Origin of the sequence: Arthrobacter sp. ISL-48 (genome assembly GCF_018613805.1) — a bacterium.
In the GTDB taxonomy this organism is placed as follows: Bacteria; Actinomycetota; Actinomycetes; order Actinomycetales; family Micrococcaceae; genus Arthrobacter.
Genome location: NZ_JAGGPL010000034.1, coordinates 1 through 17,953, shown reverse-complemented (window position 1 = coordinate 17,953; position 17,953 = coordinate 1). Strand labels below are relative to the sequence as shown.

The 17,953-nt window shown below is 61.0% G+C and carries 14 protein-coding genes and 1 pseudogene; 4 read left to right on the top strand and 11 right to left on the bottom strand.

What is annotated here, in order from left to right; translation table 11 throughout:
- Positions 1 to 27: 27 nt before the first annotated feature.
- Entirely contained in the window at positions 28 to 543 is a 516-nt protein-coding gene (locus tag J7E83_RS20750; RefSeq protein ID WP_214966024.1) for a hypothetical protein, read from the bottom strand.
- A gap of 188 nt (positions 544 to 731) precedes the next feature.
- Here J7E83_RS20750 and J7E83_RS20745 point away from each other — a divergent pair, with 188 nt between their 5' ends.
- The 4 genes from J7E83_RS20745 (at position 732) to J7E83_RS20730 (ending at position 4,991) form a co-directional block, all read left to right on the top strand.
- On the top strand, positions 732 to 2,228 hold the full coding sequence (locus tag J7E83_RS20745; RefSeq protein ID WP_214966023.1) for an FAD-dependent monooxygenase: 1,497 nt from the start codon (positions 732 to 734) through the stop codon (positions 2,226 to 2,228).
- 61 nt (positions 2,229 to 2,289) lie between these two features.
- A complete protein-coding gene (locus J7E83_RS20740) occupies positions 2,290 to 3,441 on the top strand; it encodes an alpha/beta hydrolase (RefSeq protein ID WP_214966022.1) in 1,152 nt (383 codons plus the stop codon).
- Between the two features lie 10 nt (positions 3,442 to 3,451).
- Positions 3,452 to 4,258, top strand: a complete 807-nt coding sequence (locus tag J7E83_RS20735) for an amidohydrolase (protein ID WP_214966021.1) — start codon at positions 3,452 to 3,454, stop codon at positions 4,256 to 4,258.
- A gap of 76 nt (positions 4,259 to 4,334) precedes the next feature.
- Positions 4,335 to 4,991: a TetR/AcrR family transcriptional regulator C-terminal domain-containing protein gene (locus J7E83_RS20730; protein WP_214966020.1), complete on the top strand. Its 657-nt coding sequence runs from the start codon at positions 4,335 to 4,337 to the stop codon at positions 4,989 to 4,991.
- Between the two features lie 1,292 nt (positions 4,992 to 6,283).
- On the opposite strand, the gene J7E83_RS20725 is transcribed toward J7E83_RS20730, so the two are convergent.
- From J7E83_RS20725 to J7E83_RS20690, 10 genes and pseudogenes are all read right to left on the bottom strand, one after another.
- On the bottom strand, positions 6,284 to 9,163 hold the full coding sequence (locus J7E83_RS20725) for a DEAD/DEAH box helicase (protein ID WP_214966019.1): 2,880 nt from the start codon (positions 9,161 to 9,163) through the stop codon (positions 6,284 to 6,286).
- Positions 9,135 to 10,532 carry an ATP-binding protein gene (locus J7E83_RS20720; RefSeq protein ID WP_214966018.1) on the bottom strand — a complete coding sequence of 466 codons (1,398 nt, stop codon included), beginning with the start codon at positions 10,530 to 10,532 and terminating at the stop codon, positions 9,135 to 9,137. Before J7E83_RS20720 ends, J7E83_RS20725 begins: the two co-directional genes overlap by 29 nt.
- A complete protein-coding gene (locus J7E83_RS21345) occupies positions 10,529 to 13,525 on the bottom strand; it encodes a TerB N-terminal domain-containing protein (protein ID WP_311379842.1) in 2,997 nt (998 codons plus the stop codon). Before J7E83_RS21345 ends, J7E83_RS20720 begins: the two co-directional genes overlap by 4 nt.
- 216 nt (positions 13,526 to 13,741) lie before the next feature.
- Positions 13,742 to 13,897, bottom strand: a pseudogene (locus J7E83_RS21660) (DUF4236 domain-containing protein); the annotation flags it as partial.
- A gap of 290 nt (positions 13,898 to 14,187) precedes the next feature.
- Positions 14,188 to 15,225, bottom strand: a complete 1,038-nt coding sequence (locus J7E83_RS20710; RefSeq protein ID WP_214966014.1) for an Abi family protein — start codon at positions 15,223 to 15,225, stop codon at positions 14,188 to 14,190.
- Positions 15,226 to 15,531: 306 nt separating this feature from the next.
- Entirely contained in the window at positions 15,532 to 15,666 is a 135-nt protein-coding gene (locus J7E83_RS21475) for a hypothetical protein (RefSeq protein WP_285289389.1), read from the bottom strand.
- A gap of 225 nt (positions 15,667 to 15,891) precedes the next feature.
- Complete coding sequence (locus J7E83_RS20705; protein WP_214966012.1) at positions 15,892 to 16,191, bottom strand: DUF2511 domain-containing protein; 300 nt, start codon at positions 16,189 to 16,191, stop codon at positions 15,892 to 15,894.
- On the bottom strand, positions 16,176 to 16,619 hold the full coding sequence (locus J7E83_RS20700) for a hypothetical protein (RefSeq protein ID WP_214966010.1): 444 nt from the start codon (positions 16,617 to 16,619) through the stop codon (positions 16,176 to 16,178). Before J7E83_RS20700 ends, J7E83_RS20705 begins: the two co-directional genes overlap by 16 nt.
- 176 nt (positions 16,620 to 16,795) lie before the next feature.
- Positions 16,796 to 17,062 carry a hypothetical protein gene (locus tag J7E83_RS20695; protein ID WP_214966008.1) on the bottom strand — a complete coding sequence of 89 codons (267 nt, stop codon included), beginning with the start codon at positions 17,060 to 17,062 and terminating at the stop codon, positions 16,796 to 16,798.
- 64 nt (positions 17,063 to 17,126) lie between these two features.
- Positions 17,127 to 17,765: a hypothetical protein gene (locus J7E83_RS20690; RefSeq protein ID WP_214966005.1), complete on the bottom strand. Its 639-nt coding sequence runs from the start codon at positions 17,763 to 17,765 to the stop codon at positions 17,127 to 17,129.
- Between the last annotated feature and the right edge of the window lie 188 nt (positions 17,766 to 17,953).

Below are 17,953 nucleotides of genomic sequence, written 5' to 3'. Positions count from 1 at the left end.
GCTTAGCGCCGGGAAGAATGTGCGCGGCTAGTGGCTGTGCGCAATGGTCTGTACGCCGATGACGGCGAGGCTGAGTGCCGCGAGGCTGCCAACCAGGGCGATGCGTTGCCACCAGGGGAGTGCTGTGCCCTTGATCGCCAGCGCGGTGATCACCAGGAGGGTGGCGGCGAGGGCAGCGACTGCGGCCCACACGGCAGTATCCGCAGGCCACCATCCCATGGCGGCGGCCGCGAGCAAGGCAGTAGGAAGAACGATCGTGGCCAGCGCGCCGAACGCTGACCGGAAGGAATGACGTCGTCCCGCTCGGGTCATCAGGAGGTCGTGAACCACAAGGTGGGAAACGATGTCGGCGACGAAGATGGCTAACACCATTCCGGCCGCGGACACGAGCAACGTTGCGAGAGCGCTGGCGGCTTCGACGTCGCCGTGCACCGCGACCGCAAGGCTGACCGCGAGAGCGGCAAACGTGAGGTAGATGCCCTCCTTGATGGAATCCGCCTGCTGCTCACGCGAGGCCCGTCCGGCGAACTCGCTTCCCCTCATGCCCGGCACCACACTACGGTGTTCTCCTCGTGTGAATCCTCCATGGATGAGCTCTCTCCCTGCCCTCGACTGCTGCGGTTATTGTTTGCTTCACCTATTATGGATACAGTGTAGCCATAACCGATGTGTGGAGCAACGCGACGCCATGGGCGGTTGTGCGGCCCACCGAGTGACGTAGGGATGGGGTCATGATGATCGATGTGCTGATTGTGGGCGCTGGTGCGAGCGGACTAACGATGGCGACGGACCTGGCCCGCCGTGGTGTCCGGACCCGTGTGGTCGATGCTGCCGAGGCCGGCTTCCCGGGGTCCCGGGCCAAGGGAGTGCAGCCGCGCACACTGGAAGTGTTCGATGACCTTGGTGTACTTCCCCTCCTGCAGCCGCGATCGACGTTGTATCCGCCACTGGGAGTCCACCTCGGTCCGCTTCGCCTGCGGCGCACCATGATCAAGCTGCATAAGGTCACCGAGGACGTGCCCCACCCAAATACACTCCTTTCCCCGCAGTACGCAACGGACGCCAGCCTCCGGCAGCGACTGAGTGAGCTTGGCGGGGCTGTTGAGTACAACACCCGGCTGCTCTCGCACGAGCAGGACGTCGATGGAGTCACCGCAACGGTAGAGGGAGCGTTCGGAGTGGACCAGATCCATGCCCGTTATCTGGTTGGCGCGGATGGTGGTGGAAGCGTAGTGCGGCGGGGCGCCAAAATCCCCTTCGAGGGGACGACTGATGAAAGCGACCGAATGATCGTCGCGGACGTGACGTTGAACGGGCTTTCACGGGACCGCTGGCACATTTGGCCGCGCAACGCAGGCCGGTTCATGGGACTCTGCCCGCTCCCTGATGGCAAGTTCCAGCTTATGCTGAAGCTGCGCCCGGATGATCCTGCGGATCTTGCGCCTGAGGCCATTGAACGGATGGTGCGGGAGTTCGTTGGCGGCACCAAAATCGAGGTCGCCGAGATTCACTGGTCTTCGCTCTGGCGTCCCAATATCCGGCTGGCTGAACATTACCGCTCCGCCCGGGTGTTCCTGATAGGCGACGCCGCGCATGTGCACCCGCCAGCTGGTGGTCAGGGCCTGAATACCGGCGTGCAGGACGCATACAATCTCGGCTGGAAGCTGGGGCAGGTTCTTGCCGGCGCACCGAAAGCGCTGCTGGATACCTATGAAGCCGAGCGGCAGCCGATCGCCGCGCGCGTGCTCGGGCTCTCCACCGAGGTGTACGCCCGAATGGGCGACAGCCCGTTGGCCGGTTCGAAACGCGGCGACGAGGAACGACAGCTCAGTCTCTCCTACCGCGGGGGCCCGCTCGCCCTTGGCGAAGCCAACTCGTCGATGGCGCCAAACGCTGGCGATCGTGCACCTGACGCACCGATCACCGATGCCGCTGGCCGGGCAAAGACGCTATTCGACGCCTTCCGCGGACCGCACTTCACACTGGTCGCCATCGGTTCCAGAGCTGTTTCCACTGCAGCGGAGGTCGCGTGGCCCTCGCAGGGTGCTGGGCTGGTTCGGGTCCACCTGGTCGGTCAGAATGACGCGTTCCGGCGAATCTATGGAGTGAGCGGCGACGGCCTGATCCTTGTCCGTCCCGACGGGTACATCGCAGCCGCCACCGACGGCGGCGACCCGGCCTCGCTCATCGGGCGCGTTGGTGCCATGCTGCCGGCGTCTGCATCATAGCGGTTGATCTATCGCCGCAAGCGGCGGTTCCCGTTTCTCTGACCACAATGAGGTGTTTACGATGATCAACCCTAGTTCTGGAACCGTCAAGGTGCGCGAATATTCCTCCCGCGCGATTCTTGGAGATGAGCGTCGCGAGGGGCTTTCTGCGGAGGCACAGGCGGCCCTGCGGCAGTTCACGGTGGACCGTCTCGTCGGTTATGGTGTGGATCCAGCAGACGCTCAAGAGCTTCATGAGCGGGTGCTACGGGGGCAGGGGTGGCAGTACGCCGCCACCGAACTAGCGAACGTGTGCATTTCCAGCGCCGCCGGGGACGCGATGTGGTCGTTTCCGACGCGTATTACCTACCTGCGACGGGGTTCGGCCCTGCTTCGGATGAGCCAGGTGATGATGCTCACCGATACCGTGGAGCGTCGGCAGATCTACGCTGCGGCTGCGGAACTATACGCCCAAGCTGCCGTGCTCTCCCTCGATCGGTCCCGGGTGACCATCGACACACCCGCAGGCCTGCTGGCCGGCTGGCTCATCTCGGGAGGGCAGGAGTCTGTTGGATCGGCAATCGTGATTGGCGGGATCGAGGGGTACGCGATGGACTTCCAGAGTCTGGGTGATTCCCTCGCCGCCCGCCAAATCGACACACTGCTCCTGGACGGACCAGGCCAGGGTGAAAGTCGCTTCACGCACCGGCATTACCTGGGGCCGGGGTGGCGGGATGCCTACCGCTCCGCTATCGACTTCCTTGCCGACCGAGCGCCGGGCCGGCCGATCGCATTCATCGGCAACAGCATGGGTGGCAGCATTGCGATGGCTGTCACGGCTACCGACCGTCGCGTGGTCGCTTGCTGTGAGAACGGCGGAATCCCGGCCCCATGGATGGTGCCACCAAGTATGGGGACGTTCTTCTCCAAGATGGTGGCCTTCTGTGGCACCAATGACCCGCAGTCGGCGGTCAGCGTCTGGGAAACCGTCACACCCCTGACTAGTGGGTCAAATATCGACTACGCGTTGCTGGTGATCCATGGCGGCGATGACCCCTTGGTTTCCGCTGAGATGGCGCAAACCCTACTCATCACGGCCCCCACGGAACACAAACAGATGGTGGTGTTCTCAGACGGGAACCACTGCATCTACAACCACAAGAGCGACCGCGACATGCTCATCGCCGACTGGGCCCGCGCGCAGCTCGACGCGGTCGCAATCATCACTCCCTAAAGGACCGAAGATGAAGATTATTGATGCGCAAATCCATCTCTGGAACGGCCAGAACACTCCGCCTCACCACCTTCGCACTCCATACACCATCGACCGTGCCCTTCGTGAAATGGACGAAGCCGGCGTCGACAGGGCAATCAACTGCCCCGCGATCTGGGACCCAACAGCCAATGATTACGCCATTGAAGCTGCTCTCCAGCACCCGGACAGGTTCGCGACGATGGGATGGCTTCCTCTCGACGGGACACCAGATGAGAGCCTCGTCGACGAATGGATGGAAAAGCCCGGAATGCTCGGGCTGAGATTTCTCCTCTATGCACCGAACGCAGGCAATCTGATTTCGTCAGGGGCATTCGACTGGGTGTGGGCGGGCGCTGATCGGTTGGAGATCCCCGTCGCACTAATGGTCATGCCGCAGCATCTGTCGCTCATCCGAGGCATCGCTCAGCGGTACCCCGCTATCCGGCTGATGCTCGACCACCTGCTGGTCAGCCCGTTCGAGAAGGTTCCCGCCGCCGTCGCGCATCTCGACGACCTTCTCGAGTTGGCATCCCTGCCGAATGTGGCCGTGAAAGCGTCGGGGGTGGCAAGCATGGCAACAGATGACTATCCATACACCAGCACACATGACGTCCTGCGTCGGACATTCGATGCGTATGGACCCCACCGAATGTTCTGGGGCAGTGATATCACCCGCTTCGACAGGCCCTGGGCAGAGCATCGAACAATGTTCACAGATCACCTGCCCTGGCTAAGCGGCAGTGACCTCGAACTTGTCATGGGACGCGGTGTGGCTGAATGGACCGGATGGTCCTGAAACCCGGTTCGGACGAGGGGCACGGTTTCGGCTACGGTGAGTGGACAGCAGCGAAGCGAACCCAGAGAGCACAGGCATGACCACCACTGAACGGCGCCCCGGGAGGCCTCCGCTTCCGAAGCAGCGCATCATCGACGCCGCCCTCCAGATCATTGACGAAGAAGGCGCCGACGCACTCTCCCTCCGCACTCTGGCCACGAGGCTCTCATCCGGCACTGCAACCCTGTACCGACACGTGTCCGGCCGCGCGGAACTGATCGCACTTGTGCTGGACCAACTCATCGGCGAAGCACGTGATGGCGTTGGTGACATCAGTGAGCTCCCGTGGGATGAGGCCTGCCGTCGGATCTCAACCACGCTCTTCGAGGTGCTCTCACGTCACGGGCGGGCCGCAGCCCTCCTGGCCGAAAGCGTCCCCGTCGGGAAGAACGCACTGGCCCTCCGCGAAACACTCCTCACCGTGCTCCTGGATGCTGGGTTCACCTCTGACGTAGCCGTCCGTGCCGTAGCCACACTCGGGCACTACGTACTCGGCTTTGCCATGCAAGCCGAACCACCCGGCACAGTGGCCCCTGTCCTTGAGGCAGAGACCCTTGCGCAGCTCATGGACGCCCAGAACTACCCCAACACCACCGCGATAGCGCAGCTCATCCCCCGTCCTCTGCCCGAAGAGTTCTCCTTCGGCCTACGGTGCCTCCTGCGTGGGCTCCAAGAGCAGCTCCTTCCTGAATAACACCAATTCCTGCTGGGACGGATAAGCAACCCTTATGGCTGAAGAATGCACCGTCCGGCGCCCCGCGGCACTCACGGGCCAGAGCCGCACTTCAGCCAAGGACGACGTTGGTGGTGTGGTCGGTGCCATCGCTGGAAGGTCACCGTGGCGTGCTGCCGGCGGATATTTCCCGTGCCGCGGCGGTCAATTCCGTGGCAGCGGTGACGTCCCGATCACCAGATTTGGTGATCACGTCTCCCGCTTTCAGACCCGAGTTGGGGCCGCGGACGTGGCGGTCACGCCGGCGACAAGTGCTCCGGTGGCGAATTCGGAGGTAGTTGACGAGGGGTTGTCCCGGACAGCGGCTCCGAGCTGCCCATGCATAGCCTTGCCCGTGGCGGTCGTCTGGACAGTGCAGCAGAGTGGGCAAAAAGACGGTGTGCACAATGTGCACACCTTGGGTGTCGGATCGGGTCGTACATCGGTCGGACTGGCTCGGATTGCCGATGTTTTCAAGAGTTCCCAGTGTTAGCAGGGGCTGGAGTCCGGTTCGAGTCCCACCTTGGGCACAGCATGACCCCTCGTCAGAGGGGTTTTTGCTTTAATGTGTGGACATTGACCCTTCGCAGGTCCCTCTGACGTTGTCCGCGGTTTGCGCCTGGCGCCGCGGTGGCCTGTTCGGTTGTATGGGTGGCGGGGTCCGGTCCCCTGGCCTGGGGCCTCCACCTGCTGGAATCTAGGGTTGTGGTTGTCCATTCTCGCTGTTTCCGGTGGCCAGTTGTTGGCCGTTACTTATTCATGGCCAAGAGTTGTGGTGACGACATGACCAAGTTGAATTTTCGTCGAGGTCTTCCTCGCATAACTGCTCGCCCGGAACCAGTCTGAGGGCGCTCATTGGGTGTTTGTCCGGCCAAAGGGGGTGTGCACCTTGTGCACACCTTTGTGCACGGGCGGCTGGTCGACCTGGATTTTGGTCCTTCATCATGGTTCTGCCTTCACTACTTCATGAAGTTCTCCGGTTCATGCGACATGAGTCTTCGGCCTGGATCTTCGGTGTCGTGGGACGTTCCGGGTTCAGCGGGCACGTCTTTGGGGGTATCTGTGGCTGTGGCGTCCGATCCGTCGACGGAGTCCAGGTGTGTGGGATCCGGACTCTTCTTCCGGCGACGGTCCTGGTTTGGGGACGTTCTACGACTGGAATATTCCGGGAATCGGCGCCCATCAGTCCCACCGGCCACACGAACCCGGTTGCTCATAAGAAACGAGCACATGGGCCCAGCACCACGCCGATCACCAGCCAATCCCATGGCGCCTCAGTGTGGGGCCGCTGGACCCAATCCATGTGACGGTCGCTGTGTTGAGTTCTCTGACCTCTTGCCGATGTAGAAGGAGAGCAGCCGTGCTGCTGCTAGAGCATCTGCCGCAGCCGTATGAGCCTCGCCAACTTCGATATTGAGCCGCATACAGATTTCCGATAGAGAAGCGCTTTGGCCAGGATGGAAGCGCTTCGTCAGTTGCATAGTGCACAGTGAGGGCCAATCGTGGGTTATCGCACCTGCGCGTCTGAACTCCGATGCGAGGAAGCCGAGGTCGAAGTCGACATTGTGGGCAACCACTGTAGCCCCGGCCAACTGCTTGTCGATTTCGGGGAGGACGTCCTTGAATCGGGGAGCATTGCGGACGTCGGTGTTAGTGATCCCGTGTATGTGGCTTGGTCCGGTCGATTGGTCTGGGTTGATGAGCGTTGACCACACGTCGTCCACGGTCCCTTCTGCGCTGACATGCACGATTGCGATTTCGACGATGCGGTCTCGCTGTGGGGAGAAGCCGGTTGTTTCCACGTCGATAACGGCATACGGTCCTTTGCGCGGTAGTTCCGTACCAGCTTGTTCGTGTGGTTTCCGGGCAGTCTTGGTGAGGGCAATGGCCGGGTTGTCTGCAAACGCGGCAGTGGCTGCGGCCAGGTGTTTGATAACGGGCCATGTTCCCTCGACGTCCAGAGCTGCGGCAGCGTAGGAGTGGGTGAGTAGGTGCTCGTCCAGGTAGGCGTCGTGCTTGTCGCGTTCTTTCACTGCAACGGAACCAGCGACTTGTAAAGGTTCTGGCGGTTCAGCGGCGGCTAGGCGTTCGAGAAGTGATGCGGCTGCGTGGAGGGGTGCCTTTCGAAGAGTTATTCCGACCCCGTCTAGGCTCGATTCGAAGTTCTCTGCGGCGAGTACGACGTGGAGGGTGTTCATGACTCTGTCGCCGGCCCAGGGGATAAGGATTGTGTCGTCGCCCCAGACGATCAGCGGCTGCCGTTTCAGGCCGAGTCGCTCGTACGCCGCTCTGCCTTCCTTGAATAGGGCTTGTGCTGTTGCGTCGAGGTAGACGGGCACGTGAGTGTCTTCGTATAGCTCTTTCATCCGTTGGCGTATGCCGTCGGCGATCTGGATTCCGCCGCCGGTGAAGGCCGGCGGTCGGCCGCCTCCGGCCGGACCGAGATTGATGACTTTGCTGGATGCATCGACGCCAAGGACCCGCCACCGTCGCCCGGCGAAGATTAGCAACCCGCCTTCGACGACTGGATGTTCTATGGGAATTGAGCCTAGCGTCCGTCCCGAGGACACGAGCCGGTACTCTTCGGCTGTTTGAAAAGCGCTGTAGAAGCTGTAGTGGTTGATCAGCCGCTCACCCTTAGTGCCCGGGAGGAGGGTTCCATCCGAGGTCTGCATGATGATTTCTTCGGTTCCCAGATTGCGGAGCAGCCGGATGAACATGGTTTGATCGACATGGTGGAAAGGTCCTGCCTCGCACAGTGCACTGTGGAGTTCCGGGGCGGTGGCGCCACCATGTTGGGCAATCACGCACAGAATCTGTTGGATTAGGGTTGAGAGATGGAGGCCATCCGTGTTGGGCGGTTCGTACCATTTTTCGAGGAGCAGCTCTACCGTTGCGATGGTTTCGAACAGCTCGGTGCGGAGCTGATCTATCGGCGGTGTCCGGTGGTCGACGGACTGCTCCGAGACGTACAGCCGTAAGGTGGCTGGTTTACCCCGTCGCCCGGACCTGCCCAGACGTTGCCTCAGCGCCGATACGCTGCCGGGCGCGCCGACTTGCGCCACCGTATCGGCGGAGCCGATATCAATTCCCATCTCGAGAGTTGAGGTGCAGACGGCTGTCGTTGGGCTCTTAGGTGACCGTAGCCGGGACTCGACGTCTTCCCGGAATTCCTTGGACAGGTTTCCGTGGTGGGGAAAAAATTCGTTCCGGACGCGGGCGCGGTCGCTGATGCCCTTGAGCAGGTCGGCGTAGGTTTCCACGTTGGCGCGCGAGTTGGCGAATACTAAGTTGTCCTGGCCCCGCAGGTTGCCGAAGAGGTGGGCTGCAATGGCGTGCTTCTCGGGGCCGGCATCGGCCCCTTCCTCGTCACCGGACAGAGTGGGGGTTTCTCCGGATGCTAGGTATCCGCGGAGCTGCATTCGGAGCTCGGCTGCATCGTCACTGTGCCCTCCGATGACGTGTACGTCATCCGCGTTGTCCGGCCGGAGGAAGTGCGCGGCGATGGAGGGATCTGAAAGCGTGGCGGACAGGCCGACGCGGGGAACCCGCCGTCGGATGGCCAGTTCTACCCGGTGCAGCAGTGATTGTAGCTGTGCTCCGCGCTCGGTTCCGATGAAGGAGTGCAGTTCATCGACCACGACGTACTGGAGTCCGTTGAGGAGGGCGGGAACCCGGGGGCCCTGGATAACGAACATGGCTTCGAGGGATTCGGGCGTGATAAGCAACAGCCCGTCAGGTGATTCCTGCAGAGTCCTGCGAGCACCGCCTGTGACGTCACCGTGCCGTCGATGAATTGGCATGTTCACGCTGCCAGCCAGACTTTCCAGGCGGCCGTATTGGTCGTTGATCAGGGCTTTGAGCGGTGAAACGTAAAGTGCCTTGACCCCGGCTGGCAGCCCTGACTCGTCCATGTCACGCGCCAGCGCCGACAGGATCGGGAGCCATGCCGCTTCAGTCTTACCGGACGCGGTCGCTGCACTGATGATGACGTCCGTATCGCCGCGAAGGATGGGCTCAACGGCTTCCGCCTGGGTGGGTCGCAGATGTGCCCATTTTTGCTCCCAAATCCAGGACTGGACGTTTCTGTGGAGTCGGTCAAATGCGGAGCGAGCCGGGGCGGTGTCAGAGCCTGAAGGCTGAAAGCTCGTCATCGGTGTCGTTCTTTGGTCGAAGGCCGTCGGCCGGCTGAGCTGGACGCACTGATGTCCGGGGAAGGAACGGCGCCGGTTCTTGATCAGCGTCGGTTTCCAGGAGTGCGAGGTCTGGGTTGGTTTCCCGTTCGAGGGTGACGCCCGTGATGAGGTCCGTCCATTTACGGTCGGGATTCTGTTCGAGCACAGCGAGCAGGTCCAGGAATCCTTTTATAGTGTTCCGCGGGGTGCGGAAGTAGGCATCCCCGATACGCTGAGCACAGTGGCTCATATATTGGGCTATGCCGTCATCGTTGATCAGATAGGCGGATTTGTCGCCCGCTGCCTGGACATGCCGGAGTTTGCTGAGTAGAACGTAGAAGTCTTCGGGCGTTAGGCTTGCCAGACGCAGGATGGGTCCGGAGTAGTCGACGAGTCCGTCGACGGCGTAGCTGTTCACTTCCAGGCGCGACTGCAGGGCGGCGTAGGAGTACAGGCCGCGACGGGGGTCCAACAGGAAATCGGGTGTCCCGCCGAAGATGAATCCGAGACCTGCTGCACTTCCTTGAGTGGAGTCGTTAAGGATCCTCAGGATTTGTTCGTAGTTCGAGTTCCGCGCTTGGCTGTTGGCAAGTTTGTAGAGGTTGACCATCTCGTCGAGGCAGACAAGGATGCCTCCGAAGCCAGCCAAACGTACGAATCGGGCGAGGAGCTTGAGCTGGTCGTAGAAATTGGAATCATCAATGATGGTTCGGACGCCCAGGGCACTACGCGCATCCGTGCGGGTCGAGAATTCTCCCCGCAGCCATCGAATTGCATCGGCTTTGAGCTGTTCATTACCGGTGTCATGTCCCTGCCAGTATTTGGCGATGACTTCGGCGAAGTCGTAACCACCAGTGAGTTCGGAGAGCTCAATAAGGTGCCGGCGGATAATGCTTTCCACCGGCTCGCCGGAGCCGCGGGATTCTGTCAGTGCCTGGGTCACGAACCGTTCAACGACACTGGACATCGCTCCGCCGTCGGGTTTGGCCCGAGTGGACATGTTGCGCATGAGCTCGGCGTACAGACTACGGGCCTGCCCGCCAGTTGCATGAAGTCTCCGATCGGGGGAGAGGTCGGCATGGACCGTGACAAGCTTCTGCTGGAGAGCGATAGAGCGCACGACATGAAGGAAGAAGGTCTTGCCGGAGCCATAGTCTCCAATAACGAAGCGGCTGCCGGAACCGCCGTCGTTGACCCTGTTGATGTCGGACAGGAGTGCCTTGACTTCGTTGACTCGTCCTACCTGGACATGCTGCTGCCCGATCCGTGGAACGACACCGGATCTGAGCGACTGAAGCAGGGCGTCACGTTCGCGTGGACGGATGGCGGACGGCGAGGAAATGGTCATGCCAGAAGCTCCTGCAGTGCGTAGGAATTAATCGTGAGGGTTTCGTCGCCTTCGAGTAGAGGCTCATCGGATGCGTTCAGCGCGGCTTCGTTGACCGTGTCTCGGGCACCTTCCGGCATTAGCCCGTGCAGCGCGGAGAGGTCTTCAAAGTCCGTCCACAGCATTTGTTCTCGTCCGGCCAACGCCCGGACGAGACGGGAGTGGGCTGCATCCAGGTCCCCTACAGGAGGTGCTGCATGTTCGCCGTTCGATTCCGTGGTGTCGGCCTTGGGCGCGTCCGGCCTGACAGCAGCCGTCGTGAATCCTTCGCTGGAGTCATCGCTGAAGATGTCGCCCAGGAGGGCCGAGACTTCGGCGGCTTCGGCGAGTTTTGCGTGGATTGCCAAGGGGTCGAGGGCGTAGTCGTTGGCCGTGGTGGGTCCGTGGGCAGCTGGCGCCGGGGGTGCGGGAATCGGGTAGCCCGGATCCGGGTTTCCGGCAGGGCGAACGGTGACCGGACCCAACGCCGCAGCGCTTTGTCCTGTTATGGCTGAGTGAAGACGGCTCGTGACGAGTCCGGTGTCCAGGTCAAGGAGTTTGTAGATTTTCTGCAGGGTACTGGCCTCTGCCGGTGCGATGTGTCCGTCGGCGGCTGCCACGGTGACCAGCATGTCGCCCAGCGCGGCCTTTTGCGTGCTGGTCAGGGTGTTCAGTCGTTTCGTTAGGCCCGTGAGCTTCACTTCTGATGCGCCCAGCCATTGAAGGTGTGCATGCAGGCGGAGGCGTTCGGGCTGTGTCAGCTGCAGTGAAGATTCGATGTGGGCCGTGAGGTGGTCAAGTTCTGCGGGGGAGACGTCCCCGTCAGCGGCGATCACGGCAGCGGCCAGATGCATCATTGTTAGCGCTGCGCTGTAAGACGGCGTTGCGGAGTGCGGGCCGCCCGGCTGGGTTCGGAACAGTACGACCGGTGCGCTGGTGGTGATCGCTGTTCCGCCGAAACGCACGTCGGGTTCGATGCCGGCGCCAAAGCCCTCCAGGAGCGACGCGAGATTCACGGCTTCTGGCTTGGTCAGCTTGTCTTGGCCGTTGGCTGGCCAGAGCTCAAAGAGCTCCTGTCCCGAGATCTCCACGGTTTTGGCTTCGCCGAGTTTCCCCTGAACCCAGCTCCGGAAATCGCCGACGGCTCCCTCTGCATCAACAAGCAGGTCGCTTGGGAGGAGCGCGGCTGCAGCGAGAGTTCCGGCTTTGTCGGGGTTGCGGCCGAGCCATCTGCTGTAGGCGTCAAGTTCCGCTGTGACCTCGTCGAACAGGGCAGCGAGCTTCTTTTGCGGTGCCCGCTGGTCAAAGACGTCCGGTAGTTCACCGAGGGTCATGTTCACTGTGCCGATTTGGGAGCTCGCAGACGTGTAGCTGAGCTTCACCCTGGTTGCTCCGGGCCGGACGGTGAATCCGTCCCCGAAACGTTGCTCATAGCGGAGGCGGAACAGGCGCCTGAATTCCTCCGCGCAGCGGGTTGCCGGGGTCCGGACAGAAACTTCAGGATGGAACCACGCCCACGCCAAAGCCCAATCGGCCGGGATCGCCTTGGCGTCAGCGGCCAATGCACCGAGATGAACCCGCAATGCCAGAGGGACCACCCACCGCGATTCAGCCAGAGCCGGGGGCACTGGAGGATCATCCGTGGCCTGAATCAGGATGAAATCGATCGCATCAACAAACTGAGACGCGTACGAGTCGAACGAACCGCTTGAACCGCCGTAGACACCAAGCAGAGCCACCATCTCCGCCCTTATCCCGCCCAATTCTGAAGCAAGCTCAGGCTGCTTCGCAATGTCCACGAAGACACGCCGTTCGAGCCCATACATGAAGAGGAAAACATAGCCGATCGGCATGTCAGGTAGCCGGCGACCCTGTCCGAGCCAAGAGAGATATGCGGCCCTACCTGCCGGGGTGATTTCTGAATAGGACGGCCAATAATTAAGGCACTGACCGGACCAGTCTGGATTACGGGGATCGATACGAAGCGTGGGGTCGACCAGCGATGGCTCCAAACCTCCACGGGGCGACGTGAGGCCTTGGCCCGCATAAACCATGCCAGGTGTGCGGGTGCCCTGCCCGAAATCAAGATACTCATCCGGTCCGTACCACCGGGCCTCGTTACGGCCGACGTTCGCCACGAGGGGTGTGCTGGGCAGTGCAACGGGCAGTGGCGGCGACTCAGGAGCAGGCAGGAGCGCCCGCGGCGAAGGCTCCGGTACGGGGCCTATTAGGGGAGTGGAGGGAATAGGCGTGATGCCGGTGGCCTGTTTGAAGGCAGCGCCTGAACGCAGTTCTCTGGCGAAGCGGGCGGCAGCCTGTGCGTTTGATACCTGAAGAACCCAACGGAAGCCGTTCGCGCTGTCGAGTTCAAGTTCGGTGTACTTCATGATCGGCAACACTGGGTTGTTCTTGAACCTGCCGTCGGGACGGCCGTTTTTGTTCACGTATTGCCACGTCGATCCAACCTGGACGGCGTCTGAGGGTGTCACGCCGGGGGACTCGATGAAGTTGGTCAACCGTTCCTGGACCCGCAGCGATTCGTAGCTGATGTCGGTGAAGGAACTCTTGTGGGAGAGAAGGACGCGATCCGGCAGGAAATACATTGCTGTACCGTCGGCAGATACGCCCGGCACGGCAATGTTTGTAATCAATTCCTTAGGCCCGACCTGTGCGGAACTGGCGACAGAGCGACCAACCAAAGAGCTGGCGCCGGCGTTGACCTTTTGCTGGTGACCCGCTTGCAGTGCCCCGGATTCATTAATGCGCCACAGCTTCTTCGATTGGGCAAGTACTTGCGCTGCGTCGACAAGGCCCTGGAACTGACGGGCGTGCTCGTCGTTGACATCGTAGAAAATCACCACAGAACGCCTGGCACGGTCGCGCAAAACCACCCACCAAACCACAGGAATGCCAAGAAGCCAGACAAAGAGGCCAAAAGGCATCGTGATCAAGCCCAGTACAACGAGAGCGATCACGACCCAACGGGTCAACGGCTTCCGGCGCGCTGCCTCGTTAAGCTGCTGTACCAGGTCGTCAGACGACGTCGGCGAGAGGGACTGGACGCTCGCTCCTCTTTGATCTTCGAAAACGACATTTGACGATACGGGAATGGGAGAGGGTGACCATCCAAGATTCTGGCTGAGCTGATTCGCGCGTTGTCCAGCACCGAGCGACGCCTGATAGTAGACGCCTCCGGCTCCCATACGCACATAATTGCCACGCGGGCCGGAACCAACCCTGAAGCCAGGGACACCTGCACTGACGCCCAGCCCAGACTTGCTCAGATTGAACCTGAACGGACCCGCCTTCAGGCTCTTTCGAACGTAAAACCCCACCACTACCCCCATGCCCGGCCTGGTCTAAGCGCCCAATCGATTCAATGAGTGACATTGTTGCAGGAGGTTGTGTTGTTACTTCGACTGAACACGGTCACTTCATGTGATGCGATTCAGATTTCTCGCCGGTCCGCAAGTCAACAGCCGACGCTGGGCCGACATTTGGGTTACCGGCCCACTGGAGCGGTCTGAGCCGCCACTTGGCTGGTTGCCGGCGAATCTCGTGTCCGCCTGGCAGCATCGTCCTTATCGGCCCGAGCGTTGAGGCTAATATCGATACACGATAGCCGGTGCGCCCGGGGTCAGGATGCTGACTTCCACAAGTCCAAGTCCAACCAGCCAGCCGGGAAGCCCATGCTGACGTTGGGAGATAGGAGCTCGGACCCGTTCGGGGCTTGAAGCTTGATGTCGAGCTTTTTGATCTGTGTCTTGAAAGTCAGATGCCAGTTGGAGCCACTGCTGTGTGACCTGAGCATGAACGCCAGGACGGCGGCGTAGATGTAGAGCCTTTGACGTGGTTTGGGTGTGTTCGTGAAGTCGGCGCCGACCAGGTGAGCCAGAAGGTCGCCGTCGGTGTCATGTTGCCCGAGCGCAACCGATCGTTTGAAGGCGCGGTTGAAAAGGCGGGACCCGTGCGCGCACGCGTTGCGGAAGTCGACCATCATGCGCAGCATCGCCCCAAACCGGCTGGGGTGGGCGAACCCGAACATTCGCGCTACCTCGCGGGCGTCCGGGGTCTGCATGAGCTCAAAGAGATAGGGCAGGTTTCCGAAGCTCAGGACCTCGGTTACGGCCCAAATAGGCACGTCCTGGTGTGGATACTTCAACAGGTGGTGCTTAATGAAGTCTTCGTCTTCGGCGCCGGACCTAACCGCGTCCCGCCAAGTCGTGGTCCACGCATCGAACTTTGTATGCTTGCCAAGGGTTTGGTCTCCACTGAGCTGGTCGCAGCTGTGCGCATCGAGGAATTTCTTGTCCGCGTGCGCTGCAACATTCTTCGCCGCGAGCGTGTGGGCCATGGCAGCCCGCAATCGAACTTCGAAGTCCAGCAGGCCTTCCTGGCAGACGCGGGCCAGCTTGAAGTCGAAAGCTTCGAGCTTCAGGACGTGCTCAATGCTCGCCCCGGCTATGTAGTCATCGGAACGGTATTGGTGCAGGCGCGCATCGATCTTCTCAGGTGGAAGCAACTGCCGGAAAACGTACCGGTACGCACCAGAGCGGAAGTAACCAACACGGGTGAGGAAGTTAAGCGCTACGGTGGGGTCAGGAACGGCAAGGCCGCGGTCTGCGAGTTGTCCAAGCAGCTCGTCGCGCTCTTTGAATTCCTTCGTATACTCCACGAATCACCGTATATCGCTTAATGAAAATTGCCCCCTTGAGCCGGAGCTCAGAGGGGGGCAATGTCTGATGGCAAAAATGTAACACATTTACCCGGGTGGCGGGTAAACGCCCGCAGCAAGGGTTGTCGCGTCAAGGTCAAGGGGCGTCCGAGGCGAGGTCGGCCTGGCGCGGCCTCAACTTGCCCCAGGGTCCAATGAAAGCAAGAGCAACAATGCCAACTATCCAACCGCTGCCCAGGGCTCGGCTTTAGCCTGCACTAGCAAATTGCCGGGAACGATCGTAAAATAGTTGAAGCTTCAACCAGGCTACTTGACATTACGTCCGCCTCGTCTGCCGCCAGCCAGGTCGAGCACGTGTTGGCCGGGGACGAGGCGGATGGCCCGCCTGCCGCGGTGGTGGTCCGCGTTCACTTCTTGGAGGCCTGCCTGTCGGTTGGTCATGCAGGTCGCTGTTCGTTTCTTCATGGGACGTTCGGAGAGGAAAGGCTCGCCATCATAAGTTCGTCGATTTCAGCAGGAAGCCCGCCCGGGTATCGCGGTGCTGGTTCGGAGCCGGTTCGGTTCCTAAGGCCTACAGCACGAGGACGCCAGGCAGGGGAAAGTGCCCCGCCAGGCCGTCACAAGGCCTAGCGCGTGACCGGGGCAGCAGCCGAGAAGCCGCGAGGGTCAACTGCAAAGTGCAAGAGCGGCATCAATGACTGGGCTGAAATCGATTTTCAGACCGGAACCATCGGGGTTCGGCGCCCAGATTGAATCAATGTCGAGATAGTTGCCGTGATCCTTGGCTGTGCCATTGGCTGCGTAGGTCTTGCCATCCGGAGCATCGACGGTGGCCACCTGGAGGTGTCGGCCGGCTACCGTGATGCCCTGACAGTGGGCAACGACGTAAGGAACTGTCAGCGGCCATTTATCTCCGAAAGTGGTGCTGACGAGAAGACCTGGATCTTTGGCTACCGCAGCGGGCACCTCAACCTTGGCCGTTGCTTTTGTGGCTGTTGGTACATAAGCTGCGCAGGTGCGTTCTTGGGCTTGCCCAGGGTGACCGCAGGAAAGCTGACTACGACGTAGCCTGCATTCCCGCCTACGTGATCCGGACCTCCTCCTGGCGCCCAGGTGCGGTCGACGCAGACCTCGGATGCGTCAACGACGAGCCCCTTGAAAGTCATGCCTTTCCAGATGGGAGCATTGGGAAGCGCAGCCTGAGCTGCGGCCTCCGCCTTGGTGATACGCTCCGCATCCGTCAGCGCGCTGACCGGGGCAGCTGATGTCGACACCGTCGAAGTCGGCGGTGTTGAAGCCTCCTCGGCTGCCGGTGACGCAGGCGCTGCGCAGCCAGCGAGAAGCAGCCCGGCAAACGCGATGCAGGCCGGCGCTGCATACCGAGAGCTAATCATGGGCTCACTCTACTGGCTCGGCTTCGGACCATCAGTGCGCTGAACGCCGTCAACTGGTTCTTCGTCCGAAGCTGGCTTCCGGATTGGCCAGTGAGTGTGAGGCCAGTGGCGGCCCTGGTTCCTGTCAAACCGAAAGAACCGAGCCTGGCGCTTTGTAAGAACTAGCCGTCCCCTGGTCATGTTTGGAGGGCTCGTTCGTAGAAGGCCAAGCGCGTAGCGGCGCGTGCCATGCCGTGCTGGTCAAATACGTAGGAGTATGCAATCGGGTACAACGCCGTGAAGGCGCCTAAGCTTCCGCCGCTCAAATGTGCTGCGCGGGTACGAAGGCTGCGCAGGTCTTCAAATTGTTTTTCCTCGTCCAGGGCGAGGAAGGTCTCGATTTCTTGGCGGGTTACTTCCGGGAAGCGGCGTGAGCGGACTCCGCGACGGGTGAAGGAATGCATGCAGACACCATAAGGAGGGGCTGTGACATTTTGGATTTGGAGCAGGACGGTTGATACGGCCTGGTCAGGAGATGACACAAAAAAATGAAATGCCGTTCCCGGTCGTTTGGGTCAAATCACGTTCGATACCCCGGGGGTTCTGCAGGCGCTTGTCTGGATCATAGACGTACGCGACGATGGCCTCACAGTTGGGATGGGCGGGGTAGCGTCCTGCATCGACTATAAGCTCCTCACCTAGCTTTTTGGCGCTCAGGCTCTCCCTGGTCATCTTGGTCTCGACGATTACCCCCACCTCAGGCAGAACGAAGTCAACTCTTGAATTCGCCCCTCCTCTGGAGGGAGTGTAGTCCTCGGGTCTGACATCGTCGAAGAGAGTCCGCAGCAGGGCTTCTACAATGACCTGAAGCTCGCGTTCATCTTTTATCGCCTCTGCGATAGGCCATTCCGGCCGGCGTTGTTGTAGAACGTGAATGAAATCGGGGAAACGCCTTAAGACCTTTGCCAAATCTGCTGCCACGAGTGCAGCAGGGGATTCTTCGGGTTCGGCATCAGCCAGTTGACTCCGTTGCTTTTCCAACCGGCTGCGCACTTGGGTGAATGGGTATTGCCAGCGCTGGCCCATGGGAAAGGATCCGTCAGGCGCTTTGAAGATTGACTCGGTTCGAGGCTCGCTCAGAAAGCGGTCAATGCCGGGCTTCACCATGCTTCCGTCCCGCTGCTCGTCGAACCTGCCCTTGGCGTCGGGGGGGGGAGGACGCGGCTGGCCCGGCTGTGCCAGGCGCGGTAGTCAGTTCGAACCGAACCGACATCCTTCGGGTGTGGTGCTTCCTCACTTTGAAGGGCAGCCATTCGATCTTCCAAATCTTCGGACGGGACTGCCCCCGGTTCTGT

Excerpts from the sequence above, each read along its gene's own strand:
- J7E83_RS20750 (WP_214966024.1), bottom strand. The coding sequence starts at position 543 with ATGAGGGGAAGCGAGTTCGCCGGACGGGCCTCGCGTGAGCAGCAGGCG.
- J7E83_RS20745 (WP_214966023.1), top strand. The coding sequence starts at position 732 with ATGATGATCGATGTGCTGATTGTGGGCGCTGGTGCGAGCGGACTAACG.
- J7E83_RS20740 (WP_214966022.1), top strand. The coding sequence starts at position 2,290 with ATGATCAACCCTAGTTCTGGAACCGTCAAGGTGCGCGAATATTCCTCC.
- J7E83_RS20735 (WP_214966021.1), top strand. The coding sequence starts at position 3,452 with ATGAAGATTATTGATGCGCAAATCCATCTCTGGAACGGCCAGAACACT.
- J7E83_RS20730 (WP_214966020.1), top strand. The coding sequence starts at position 4,335 with ATGACCACCACTGAACGGCGCCCCGGGAGGCCTCCGCTTCCGAAGCAG.
- J7E83_RS20725 (WP_214966019.1), bottom strand. The coding sequence starts at position 9,163 with ATGACGAGCTTTCAGCCTTCAGGCTCTGACACCGCCCCGGCTCGCTCC.
- J7E83_RS20720 (WP_214966018.1), bottom strand. The coding sequence starts at position 10,532 with ATGACCATTTCCTCGCCGTCCGCCATCCGTCCACGCGAACGTGACGCC.
- J7E83_RS21475 (WP_285289389.1), bottom strand. The coding sequence starts at position 15,666 with ATGACCAACCGACAGGCAGGCCTCCAAGAAGTGAACGCGGACCACCAC.
- J7E83_RS20700 (WP_214966010.1), bottom strand. The coding sequence starts at position 16,619 with ATGATTAGCTCTCGGTATGCAGCGCCGGCCTGCATCGCGTTTGCCGGG.
- J7E83_RS20695 (WP_214966008.1), bottom strand. The coding sequence starts at position 17,062 with ATGCATTCCTTCACCCGTCGCGGAGTCCGCTCACGCCGCTTCCCGGAA.
- J7E83_RS20690 (WP_214966005.1), bottom strand. The coding sequence starts at position 17,765 with ATGGTGAAGCCCGGCATTGACCGCTTTCTGAGCGAGCCTCGAACCGAG.